General features: G+C 41.0%; 10 protein-coding genes. 4 read left to right on the top strand and 6 right to left on the bottom strand.

Annotated features, from left to right (window positions below):
* Positions 1-37: 37 nt before the first annotated feature.
* On the top strand, positions 38-1,741 hold the full coding sequence (gene pafA / locus QSE00_RS18080) for an alkaline phosphatase PafA (protein ID WP_286106973.1): 1,704 nt from the start codon (positions 38-40) through the stop codon (positions 1,739-1,741).
* Positions 1,742-1,780: 39 nt separating this feature from the next.
* On the opposite strand, the gene QSE00_RS18075 is transcribed toward pafA, so the two are convergent.
* The 4 genes from QSE00_RS18075 to gcvP form a co-directional block, all read right to left on the bottom strand.
* Positions 1,781-2,635: a glycosyltransferase family 2 protein gene (locus QSE00_RS18075; protein WP_286106972.1), complete on the bottom strand. Its 855-nt coding sequence runs from the start codon at positions 2,633-2,635 to the stop codon at positions 1,781-1,783.
* A gap of 120 nt (positions 2,636-2,755) precedes the next feature.
* Entirely contained in the window at positions 2,756-3,313 is a 558-nt protein-coding gene (locus QSE00_RS18070; protein WP_286106971.1) for a methyltransferase, read from the bottom strand.
* Positions 3,314-3,419: 106 nt separating this feature from the next.
* The gene (locus QSE00_RS18065; protein WP_286106970.1) at positions 3,420-4,478 is read right to left on the bottom strand and encodes a 3-oxoacyl-ACP synthase III family protein; all 1,059 of its coding nucleotides are present in this window, start codon (positions 4,476-4,478) and stop codon (positions 3,420-3,422) included.
* Positions 4,479-4,646: 168 nt separating this feature from the next.
* A complete protein-coding gene (gcvP, locus tag QSE00_RS18060) occupies positions 4,647-7,496 on the bottom strand; it encodes an aminomethyl-transferring glycine dehydrogenase (protein WP_286106969.1) in 2,850 nt (949 codons plus the stop codon).
* 140 nt (positions 7,497-7,636) lie between these two features.
* Here gcvP and QSE00_RS18055 point away from each other — a divergent pair, with 140 nt between their 5' ends.
* Complete coding sequence (locus QSE00_RS18055) at positions 7,637-8,467, top strand: UbiA prenyltransferase family protein (RefSeq protein WP_286106968.1); 831 nt, start codon at positions 7,637-7,639, stop codon at positions 8,465-8,467.
* A 212-nt stretch (positions 8,468-8,679) separates the two neighbouring features.
* Here the strand turns inward: QSE00_RS18055 and QSE00_RS18050 are convergent, their stop codons facing one another.
* The gene (locus tag QSE00_RS18050; protein WP_110357884.1) at positions 8,680-9,240 is read right to left on the bottom strand and encodes a sigma-70 family RNA polymerase sigma factor; all 561 of its coding nucleotides are present in this window, start codon (positions 9,238-9,240) and stop codon (positions 8,680-8,682) included.
* Positions 9,241-9,312: 72 nt separating this feature from the next.
* On the opposite strand from QSE00_RS18050, the gene QSE00_RS18045 reads away from it, so the two are divergent.
* Together QSE00_RS18045 and QSE00_RS18040 are read left to right on the top strand one after the other, a co-directional pair.
* Positions 9,313-9,672 carry a rhodanese-like domain-containing protein gene (locus QSE00_RS18045; RefSeq protein ID WP_286106966.1) on the top strand — a complete coding sequence of 120 codons (360 nt, stop codon included), beginning with the start codon at positions 9,313-9,315 and terminating at the stop codon, positions 9,670-9,672.
* 72 nt (positions 9,673-9,744) lie between these two features.
* A complete protein-coding gene (locus QSE00_RS18040) occupies positions 9,745-10,155 on the top strand; it encodes a PH domain-containing protein (protein WP_286106965.1) in 411 nt (136 codons plus the stop codon).
* Positions 10,156-10,240: 85 nt separating this feature from the next.
* Here the strand turns inward: QSE00_RS18040 and QSE00_RS18035 are convergent, their stop codons facing one another.
* Positions 10,241-12,271 carry a M3 family metallopeptidase gene (locus tag QSE00_RS18035; protein ID WP_286106964.1) on the bottom strand — a complete coding sequence of 677 codons (2,031 nt, stop codon included), beginning with the start codon at positions 12,269-12,271 and terminating at the stop codon, positions 10,241-10,243.
* Positions 12,272-12,303: the final 32 nt, after the last annotated feature.

The following is a 12,303-nucleotide window of genomic DNA, read 5'->3' as shown; positions in this document are numbered from 1 at the left end:
TTATTTCTATATTTTTGTTGCTTTAAAAATAAAAAGAATGCAAAATAAGAGTCTGTTCCTATTGCTTTTAGTGCTGGTAATAGGATTTAAGCCAGTTGAGGTAAATGCCCAGAGAAAATCTAAAAAAAACAGGGTGGAAACCATGGTCAAAGCCGAGAATGTCACTGATCGGAATATTGCAACCACTCCTAAATTGGTAGTGGGCATTGTGGTAGATCAAATGCGGTATGATTATTTAACCCGTTTTTGGAACCAATTTGGAGATGGAGGATTTAAGCGTTTGGTAAATGATGGATTTAATTGCAAAAACAATCATTTTAATTATGCTCCAACAGTTACTGGTGCCGGTCACGCCTCGGTTTACACCGGAACAACACCATCTGTACATGGTATAATTGCAAATGATTGGTATGATAAATATGCGGATGAAAGTGTTTATTGCGCTGGGGATCCTAATTATAACTCTGTAGGGACGTCTTCCGATGCCGGAAAAATGTCCCCACATAGGATGCAGACGACGACCATCACGGACCAAGTTAGGTTGCACACCCAAATGCGTGGTAAGGTAATCGCCGTTGCCATTAAAGATAGAGGTGCCGTTCTGCCTGGAGGGCATACTGCCAATGCCGCATATTGGTTTGATGGCGGGTCCGCAGGTAATTGGATTACGAGCTCTTATTATATGGACAAATTGCCTAATTGGGTAAGTGAATTTAATGCACAAAAAAGTGTGGACAAATACAAAAAACCATGGACAACCCTTAAAGACATCAATAGCTATTTGGAAAGTGGTGAGGATAACAATAGTTACGAAGGGCTCTTTGAAGGTCAGGCCACACCTACCTTTCCCCATGATTTGGTGAGCCTGTGGGATAATAATGGCAAATATAGTATCTTGAAAAGTACACCTTATGGAAATAGCCTAACCACTGATTTTGCTTTGGAGGCAGTGGAAAAAGAGTCGCTTGGAACTGACAATAATACCGATTTTTTGGCAATTAGCTTTTCAAGTACGGATTATGTGGGACATAAATGGGGGGTAAATTCGAAGGAGGTAGAGGATACTTACCTGCGTTTGGACCAAGATTTAAAACGTCTTTTTGAGACCCTGGACAAGAAAGTGGGAACAGGGGAATATACCGTTTTCCTAACCGCAGATCATGCGGCTATTAATGTTCCGGCCTATCTTAGGGATCAGAAACTGCCAGCTAGCGTAGTGGAGTCAAAAAAATTGGATGACCGACTTACTGAATATTTGAAATATACCTATGGAACAACGGATATTGTGAAGAAGACTTCCAATAATCAGTTGTTTTTGGATTATAGGGTGATCAAGAGTTTGGATTTGGACATTGCAGATGTTGAGGAAGAGATGGCTTTGGAATTAATTCAATATGATGGTGTCTATAAGGTGTTTACCGCCAATCAGATGTGGCAGAATCAATATACCAGTGGTGTTCCTTATATAGTCCAAAACGGATTTAATCAAAAACGTTCAGGGGATGTGTTGATAGTATTCGATCCAGGAAGTGGAAAATATGGGGATACGGGGTCTACACATGGATCGCCATGGAACTATGATACCCATGCACCCTTGCTATTTTATGGTAAAGGCATTAAGAAGGGCAGCACGGTAAATAGGACAGAAATTCCGGACATAGCTCCCACAATAGCTGCCTTGATGGGAATGAACGCACCTTCAGGAACCAGTGGAGAGCCAATTGAGGAGGTAATGGAATAACAGTAAATTTATATAAATTCAATAAAAGCCAAATTTTTCTTACTGGAAGAGTTTGGCTTTTATTTTTCTCCATCGCAGCTGCCGAATAAACTTGCCTTCCTCGGCGCTTACCAGAAAATCTGTTTTTTCTTTCCGGGCCAAAAAATACCCTTGAAGATTGTCTGCAAATGCGCTCGGTTTTTTATGTTTCAAAGCCATTTTTATAGAAGCTATCAGGGTAATAAGTAGACCGTACCTCATACTGTACATGGCCTTCCCTTGTAGTAGTTTGGCCTTTTTGTTATAAGCATTTCCCAAGGGCCGTAAGTGTTTAACGTGCAAGTTGCTATCGGTATAGATGTTAAAACCGTTGTACTGGGCAAGTAGCTCGTCCACTGTATCCCACCCCATGGCAGTTTTGAGTCCGCCAATAGCATTAAAACATCTCTTGTTGTAAGCTTTAAAGGCACCACGTACGTGGTCTTTGTCCATAGGGTGATTTAATCTCCATTCGCCGTTTATGTCCTGTTCATATGCAAATCCACCTGCCATTCCAATTTTAGCGTCTGTTGTAAAAATGTTGGCTATTCTTTCGAAATAAGAATTGGGAAGAATTATATCGGCATCCAACTTCACAATAAAGTCATATTCGTCATCCAATTGTTCCAAACCTTTATTAAAGGCATTGATAACCTTACTACCTGGCAAATGGGATGAAGAAGATTTTACATTTATTTTTGAGATAAAATTATGTTTGGCAGTGAAATTATCTATTATTTGCTCTGTGCTGTCCGATGAATTATCATTTACCACAACAACTCTTTTTGGGGGCATGGTTTGTGCAACCACAGAATTCAAGGTATCCGTTAAGAATTGACCTTCGTTATGTGCTGGAATGATGATATAGTAGTTCACCTATAAAATTTTATTTGCTTTGGGTATCGGACCGGTCTGCTTTAAGTTTGTTTTAGTAAACATGTAAATATTTCAATAAGTATTCCCAATTTGGGTTTGGGGTATATTTATTTGAAGGTTTTACTTTCTAATCTTTGACGGGTCGGATTCAAGGCTATTTTTTCTTTCTGCATAAACTATATAATATCTAGGGGTAAAACTCCGGAGTAATGGTCTTATCCCAATTTTTTTTACGGGGTTCGTCCATTTTGCCCGATCTTTAATTTCCCACCCCGCCTTTTCCAGTAACCAATCGAACTGCCAGTCTTCAAATTCGTGATAATGCCTATCCCAAGGATCGGTCTTGCTCTTGTAGGCCGATGAAAACCATAATCTTAGTGGGATACTGGCCACTAATTTATCGGTTTTAATTTGGCTTAGAATATTGAATGGGGCCAAAAGATGTTCAAAGATTTCAAAGGCAGTGGCAACTTCGGCCTTGGTGGACAAGGCAGCTGAAAAATCGAGGTCCAAATCCTCACCCCTTGTGTTTTCTACCTGGTAACCATTTTCTTTCATAATCCTGGAAAAGGGATTCTCTACCCCAAGATCTAAAATGGGTTGGTCGGTAGATATGTGTTTCTGTAGGAATTCCAGGGTATGTTTAAAACGTTTGTTCGGGAAGGTTCTTTCGTACATCGGCAGTGATCTGGTTTGTTTTTAACATGTATATTTCGGTTCAACAGGCAGCGGACCTTATAAACGAAAACAAGTATATTTGAAAAAGTGTTAAGAAGTCCAAGGATTATACTCTATAGACAATGGCGTTTATGTTCATACCTGCACCAACACTCGCAAATATAACAACATCTCCCTTTTTTATCGATTGATTTTCCATTTTTCCATTTTTTACCATATCGAACAGGGTGGGTATGGTAGCTACGGAACTATTACCTAATTTTTCAATGCTCATGGGCATAATTCCATCTGGCATTTCCATATTGAAAAGTTTGTAAAAACGTTTTATTATGGCTTCATCCATTTTTTCATTGGCTTGGTGAATGAATATTTTTTTTACTTCATTGATAGGCACCCCGCTTTTATCCAAACTATCTTTCATAGCCTGAGGAACATGGGTTACCGCAAATTCATATATCTTTCTACCATACATCTTTATATATCGTGTGTCTTCTTTTGAAGTTTTGGAGTAGGACTCACCAAAAAAGAGAAAAAAGGCTTCTTCATTGGCATAAGTTGCGCTTTTGTGCGCCAGGATTTCGCCAGCATTTTCCTTGGCTTCAACAATGGTGGCCCCGGCACCATCAGAATAGATCATGGAATCCCGATCATGCTTGTCCACGACCCTTGACAAAGCTTCTGCGCCGATTACAAGACATTTTTTGGCAATACCACTTTTGATAAATGCATTTGCTTGGATTACACCTTCTATCCAACCTGGACAACCAAATAAGAGGTCATAGGCAACACATTTGGGATTCTTAATCTGCAGTTGATGTTTTACCCTTGTGGCCAAACTGGGAAGTGCATCCCCTTGTGATCGGCCAAAGGTCACATCTCCAAAATTATGGGCAAAAATTATGTAGTCCAATTCCTCTTTGTCAATTTTTGCATCGGCAATTGCCTTTTCTGCGGCAAAAAATGCCAATTGGGAAGTGTTCATGTTATCCTCGGCATAGCGCCTTTCGCTAATTCCGGTAATCCCTTGGAATTTTTGAATGATCACATCATTCGGATGTTTAAAAGGGGTCCCGTCCGCATTTAAAAATTTGTGATTTTTGAAATCTGAATTCTTTGTTACGATAGTTGGAAGGTAAGAACCAGTGCCAGTAATGCCAATGTTCATAATAATGTGCAATTTTAATAATATAAATATAAACTAATTGGACCGGGGTAATTTGTGTCCCTGGTATTTGATATGATGTTCAAGATAATTCCACTTTTGCAAATGTCAAAAAAAAAGCCTTTCGCAATTGAGTGAAAGGCTTTAAAAGGCTCTATTTTATTGAGTTTTTTAGGCTTCTGCGTACGCTTCTATGGGCGCGCAGGTGCAAATTAAATTACGGTCTCCATATGTATCGTCCACACGTCTTACGCTAGGCCAAAACTTGTTTTCCAAAATGTAGGGCAATGGAAAGGCAGCCTGTTGCCTGGAGTATGGATATTCCCATTTGTCAGTGGTAATCATTTCCAAGGTATGGGGTGCATTCTTCAGGGCATTGTTGTTGTCCTCAGCGGATGCGGCATCAATCTCTTCACGAATAGATAGCATGGCACCACAGAACCGGTCCAGTTCGGCCAAGCCTTCGCTCTCCGTAGGCTCTATCATAAGTGTTCCTGCCACTGGGAAAGAAACCGTAGGGGCATGGAATCCATAATCCATTAATCTTTTGGCGATATCGGTAACTTCTATGCCATTTTCTTTAAAGGGCCTGCAGTCTATAATCATTTCGTGGGCAGCTCTTCCTTTTTCCCCTGTATAAAGTACCTCGAACTTTCCACTGAGCTTATTCTTAATGTAATTGGCATTTAGGATTGCGGTCTTGGTAGATTGGGTCAATCCACTTTCCCCCAACATTTTTATATATCCATAAGAAATTAGACAGACCAATGAACTTCCCCACGGTGCTGCCGATATGGCTGTAATAGCCTTTTCTCCCCCCGTTTTAATCACGGGGTTTCCTGGTAAAAATGGCACCAATTGTTCCGCTACGCATATGGGGCCAACCCCAGGGCCGCCTCCACCGTGTGGGATAGCAAATGTTTTATGCAAGTTTAAATGGCATACATCGGCCCCAATGGTGGCGGGATTGGTCAATCCTACCTGTGCGTTCATGTTTGCACCGTCCATATAGACTTGACCTCCATTGTCATGGATCAATTTTGTAATTTCCTTTATGGAAGATTCGAATACACCATGGGTAGATGGGTAGGTTACCATTAAGGCGGATAAATTGTCCTTGTGCAACTCGGCCTTTTCAGCTAGGTCGGCCACATCTATGTTACCGTTTCCGTCTGTTTTTGTAACTACTACCTTCATGCCTGCCATTACTGCGGAAGCAGGGTTGGTACCGTGTGCCGAGGCAGGTATTAAGCAGATATTTCTGTGGCCTTCCCCTCTGGATTCGTGATATGCCCTTATGACCATTAGGCCGGCAAATTCTCCTTGTGCTCCAGAATTTGGCTGTAAAGAAGTACCTGCAAATCCAGTAATGATATTAAGGTCTTTTTCCAATTCCTTAAGGATGATCTGATACCCTTCGGCTTGTTCAACGGGAACAAAGGGATGGATGTTTCCCCAACGCGCCAAGCTCAACGGAAGCATTTCCGAGGCCGCGTTCAATTTCATGGTACAGGATCCCAAGGAAATCATGGAGTGGTTCAACGCCAAATCCTTTCGTTCCAGTTTTTTGATATACCGCATCAATTCGGTTTCCGAGTGATAGGTATTGAATACGCTATTTTCTAAAAACGTTGAGGTGCGCCCAAATTTGTTCTCAAGGAGGGAATGGGGCAAGAGGCCATTGATTGCAATGGGTTGCTTCCCAAGGGCTTCCGCGAAAATAGTGACTATTAATTGTAGATCCTTAATGGAAGTGGCTTCGTTCAACGCAATGGATATGGTATCTGCATCAACATATAGGAAATTAACCCCGTGTTTTTCAGCTATAGGTCTCACTTTGGAGGAATTGGCCTTTATGCTAATGGTGTCAAAATATGTAGTATTGGTTTGGTACAGCCCCAGTTTTTCAAGGCTATCCACTAGGGTTACGGCTGTGGAATGAACTTTGTTTGCAATGTACTTCAGTCCTTTTGGACCGTGATAAACGGCGTACATTCCAGCCATTACTGCCAACAGTACCTGAGCTGTACAGATGTTGGAGGTAGCTTTATCCCGTTTTATATGCTGTTCCCTTGTCTGAAGCGCCATCCTCAACGCCGGTTTGCCATCGGTGTCCTTGGTAACTCCGATAATTCTGCCTGGGATATTTCTTTTGTACTCTTCCTTTGTTGCAAAAAAGGCGGCATGGGGGCCTCCATAGCCTAATGGAATTCCAAAACGTTGAGTGGTTCCAACCACTACATCGGCTCCAAATTCACCAGGAGGGGTCAATATTGCCAAACTTAAAATATCGGCTGCAACGGCAACTTTTATATTTTTTGCTGCCGCTTTGGCCACGAATGGGGCATAATCATATACCTGGCCGTGTTTTCCCGGATACTGCAGCAGGGCACCGAAATAATCATCGTGAAATTCGAAGTTTTCGTGGTTGCCTACAATTAGTTCTATTTTTAGGGGAGTTGACCTTGTCTTTAAAAGTGATAAGGTTTGTGGTAATATCTCTTCGGAAACGAAGAATTTTAAAACGTTATTTTTCTTTTGATCCCTACTGCGCACATCAAAGAGCATGGTCATGGCTTCTGCGGCGGCAGTACTCTCGTCCAAAAGGGAGGCATTGGCCAATTCCATTCCGGTAAGTTCCGCTATTACGGTCTGGAAATTCAATAAGGCCTCCAAGCGCCCTTGGGCAATTTCAGCTTGGTAAGGGGTATAGGCCGTGTACCATCCGGCATTTTCCAAAATATTTCTTTTTATCACTGAAGGAGTTATGCTTTCATGATACCCCAAACCGATATAGGATTTAAAAACTTTATTCTTCTCGGATAAATTTTGGATATGGGACAAATACTCGTGCTCACTCATGGGCGTCTCCAAGGCCAAGGGTTTTGCTAAACGAATATCGTTAGGAATGGTTTCATTTATCAACTGGTCCACTGAGTTGACATTGATTGTTTTAAGCATCTGTGGAAGGTCTTCTTCTCTAATGCCAATATGGCGCAAGGCAAATACGTCTGTCCTCATAAATTCAAGCTATTTTAATCTAAAATAAAGGTCAGCAAAAATACTCATTATTTATGTTTATTTTGCAGCTTTTACCTCCAACTCCTTCAAAGTTTTTAACTAAAATAAGAGGTTATGAACACTTTGGTTACTTTTGATTTATGAACTGGCGTAGCTATTTATTTCATTTTTACCTGGATGCCAGTATACATGTAGCATTATCAGTTTTTGCATTCATTGAAATCACCTGTGTATTTTTTGGGTTGTCCAGGGACAACCATATCTCGTATCTTGTATTTTTCGGAACAATTGCCTGCTACAATTTTGTGAAATATGGGGTAGAGGCCAAAAAGTATTTTCTAGTTTCCAACACCTATCATAAGAATATTCAGGTAGTCAGCTTTATGGCCGGGGCCTTTGCCGTGTATCATTCTTTGTTTGTGTCCTTTGAAACTTGGATAGGGATTGCCGTTTTGTTGGTGTTAACTAGTTTATATGCCGTTCCGTTGTTGCCCAACGCAAAAAACCTTAGGAGTTTTGGGGGACTCAAAATTTTTATTGTGGCTTTGGTATGGGGGGGTACAACGGTGGTTTTACCTGCTGTGGCTGCAGAGATGGCTTTGGATTGGGATATAATGGTGGAGTTGACTCAAAGATTTTTAATGGTACTGGTCTTAATGTTGCCATTTGAAATTAGGGATTTGGATTATGATGACCCGGAACTAAGAACCTTGCCGCAACGATTTGGGTACCCAAGAACAAAGATTTTGGGTGCCGCCGGGATGGTTGTTTTTTTTCTATTGACTTTTATGAAAGATCACCTGACACATTTGGAGGTATTGGGTAAAGGTCTGGTATTTTTCGTTCTGGGAGGCTTACTGTTGGTCACCAAAAGAAACCAGTCCCAATTTTTTTCTTCATTCTGGGTAGAATCCGTTCCAATTTTTTGGTGGGCCTGTATTTTGGTGATGGATGCCTTTTTAAGTCCTTGATTTTAACTCCGTTTTCATCTTTTCCTTCTCTTCAATAGGAAGCGTTTTGATGTTGGCTTGGGAGCAGAGTGAGGTTAATTCGGTGTTTTTTTTGGAAAATGTTTTACAGGTCTTACAAAATAAAACATGAAGTTTAATCTTGATTTTCTCCAGGAGAGAGGCTTCCTTATACTGTACTTTAGTACAAATTATTTCAACGTCCTTGCAGCTTTTCATATCTTGAACCAATTGTTGTTTAGGCAATCCATAAGAACTGTTCTTGCTCTATGGAGGATGACCCAAAGATTAGACGGATTGATATCTAGCTCCTTACAAACCTCCTCTGTACTGAGGCCGTTTATGGTTTTTAGGGTGAATGCCAAAGCGTGTTTTTTTGGAAGCTTGGCTATACATTCCTGAATGGCCATGCCCAATTCTTCATTTTCCAATTGGCTGTTTTCCAAAAGACTCATAGGATCAGCTACTTGCTCCTCCAGGTAGTTGCTATTGGCTTCACTGTTTTGGTTTTGGGTAATGCGGATCATGGATTTCGCCTTCTTGGAATTTATTTTGCGATAATGATCAATCACCTTTCTTTTTAAAATGGAAATCAGCCATGTGCGTTCAGCAGCTTCCCCTTTAAAATTTTTGGCAGATTTTAATCCGGCAAAAAAGGTTTCCTGTACCAAGTCTTTGGCAATTTCAGAATCGTTGACCCGGCTTACCGCATAGTTAAAGAGGTAGTCGGAATAACTATCGACCCATATATCCGGATTTAAATCTTGTTTTGTCATACCTGTTTGTAGTTTCAAAAATAAGTGATTTTTCTCAAGTAGAATTCTTATTTTTGAATAAGTCTTTAAGATATGAAAGCAATATTCCTTTTTTTGGTGGTACTTGTACTGCAAACCAGTTGTTCACAGGAAAATGTGGGCAAAATGCCGATTGGCGACTTTAAGCAGGAATTACTGGATAATGCTATTTTGGTAGATGTCCGGACCCCTGAAGAATTTAATGCGGGGCACCTGGAGAATGCCAATAATATTAATTGGTTTGACCCTGATTTCCCGGAACAATTTAAAACAGTGGACAAAAGTAAAACCATTTACCTCTACTGCAAGATGGGTGGGCGTAGCGCCAAGGCACAGGAAAAATTAAAATCCCTGGGTTTTACCAATGTAGTTAACTTGGAGGGGGGATATGATGCCGTTAAGGCGAACAATTGATCCTATGGCATAGGCTGGGCAGTATTCGTCATATTTCATGGACTATGAATAGGGCAGGACAATTTAATGGTTATGGTAAGATATAAGTCAAAAATTGGTTGGATTCTGGTAGTGGTAATCCTGCTCTTGCTATTGGCTCCAGTTTTCCAGTTCTTGGAACACTCTTTGAGTATTGGGCCTTTCTTGTTGTTGTTACCTTCAATTTTTATTGGTTACATCTTTATGTCTACCTATTATGAAATTGGAAATGGGGCTCTAAGGGTCAGAAGTGGATTTCTGCTCAACCGTTCCATTCCAATAAGTTCCATTACAAAAATTGAGGCTACAAAAAATCCCATAAGTGCCCCTGCCACATCCTTCGACAGGTTGGAGGTGTTTTATAACAAATATGAAAGCGTCATCATTTCCCCTAAAGACAAACGCGCATTTATAGCCCATTTAAAACAGCTAAATCCCAATATTCAGGATAATACGGGATTGTAAATTGTTTACTCTGTTTCAAGATAAAATGGAAACAGCGGGATATCCCTTTAGCGGTTTAGATTAATGCCTTAATCGAAACCTGTAATTAATTGGAAGTCTCAGCCAACAGGCCTGCCCTTTTTAACAAGGCCTCTATTTTTGGTTCGCTCCCTCTAAAGCGCTTATACAATTCCATAGGCTTTTCAGTTCCGCCTTTAGACAGTACATTGTCCTTAAACTTAGTGGCCACTTCTTGGTTGAAAATACCTTCCTCCTTAAAGTAGGCAAAGGCATCCGCATCCAAAACCTCCGCCCACTTGTAACTGTAATATCCAGAGGAGTATCCGCCTTGAAATATATGGGAAAATGAGGTGCTCATGCAAGTTTCCGGGCTTTCTGGATACAAGTCGGTTTCTTTAAAAGCAAGCTGTTCCTGAGCCTTAACGTTGGTAATCCCTGAGGGGTCCATTCCGTGCCAGGACATATCCAATAGTCCAAAACTGATTTGTCTTATAGTGGCCATTCCTTCTTGGAAGGTGGCCGAATCTTTTATTTTCTGAACCAATTCCATTGGTATTGTTTCGCCTGTTTGGTAATGGGTGGCAAATAATTCCAATGCTTCCTTTTCATAGCACCAGTTTTCCATTATTTGGCTGGGCAATTCCACAAAATCCCAATAGACAGAAGTGCCGGACAGGCCCGGATAAACCGTATTTGCCAACATACCGTGCAGACCGTGGCCAAACTCATGGAACAAGGTGGTGACCTCATTAAAAGTAAGTAGGGAGGGCTTGCTCTCTGTAGGTTTAGTGAAATTACAGACGTTGGAAATATGCGGACGTATATTAATCCCGTTTTGGACGTACTGCGCTTTGTAAGAGGTCATCCAGGCTCCCCCGCGTTTTCCCGGTCTAGGGTGGAAGTCGGCGTAAAATAGGGACACTGGATTTTTGTCTTGATCATAAACATGATATGTCTTAACATCCGGATGGTATTTGTCAATATCAAACACCTCTTCAAATTGCAGACCAAATAGTTTTTCAGCTACCTTAAATACGCCGGCAATAACATTTTCCAGCTTAAAATAGGGTTTAAGTCTTTCGTCGTCCAAATCGAACAGTTTTTGCTTCAATTTTTCAGAATAATAGGCGCCGTCCCATTTTTCCAACCGATCTATATTGTCCAATTGCTTTGCAAAATTTTCCAGTTCTGCAAATTCCCTCTCAGCGGCCGGTTTTGCTTTTTCCAGCAATTCCTGAAGAAATTGGTGGACTTTTTCAGGGGTTTCTGCCATACGCTCTTCCAATACGTAGTGGGCATGTGTTTTGTATCCCAACAACTGGGCTCTTTCGTGCCGGAGGTTGGCAATACTGATTATGTTTTTCTGGTTGTCCAATTCGTCATTGTGAAAACCTTTGCTTCCAAAGGCAATGGACAGTTCTTTTCGTAATTCTCTGTTCTTGGCATATTTCATAAAAGGAATATAGCTGGGGTAATCCAAGGTGATCAACCACCCTTCCTTATTTTTAGATTTTGCCAATTGCGCAGCAGCTTCTTTTTCTCCTTCGGGCAGACCGTCCAAATCGGCCTCGGTAGTAAGGTGCATTTCGTATTTATTGGTCTCCGCCAAAACATTTTCCCCGAATTGAAGCTTTAGTTTGGACAGTTCGGCATCAATTTCCCTAAGGCGTTTCTTTTTCTCCGTAGGCAAATTGGCCCCGTTCCTACTAAAACTCTTGTATTTTTTATCGAGTAGGGTATGTTCTTCTGTAGTCAATTCCAAATCATCCCTTTGTTCGTATACCGCTTTGACCCGCTTGAATAAATCCTCGTTCAGCGTAATATCATTGCTGAATTCGGACAATAGGGGAGATACCTCCTGGGCTATTTTCTGAATTTCCGGATTGGTTTCTGCAGAATTCAAATTAAAAAAAACGCTTGATACCCTATCCAATTGTTGTCCGGCAAAATCCAAGGCGGCTATAGTATTTTTAAAAGTAGGAACCTCCTTGGAGTTTGCAATGGCATCGATTTCTGCCCTGGCATCCTCTATGGCCTTCAAAAATGCAGGCTTAAAATGTTCGTTTTTTATTTTGGAGAATGGCGCTGTATCAAATGGGGTCAATAATGGATTCATATATAGGAATTGCGTTTATTTAATGGTACAAT

Source organism: Arenibacter flavimaris (assembly GCF_030291335.1).
In the GTDB taxonomy this organism is placed as follows: domain Bacteria; phylum Bacteroidota; class Bacteroidia; order Flavobacteriales; family Flavobacteriaceae; genus Arenibacter.
Note: the sequence above shows the minus strand (reverse complement) of the source record. Positions and strands in the feature narration are given on the sequence as shown.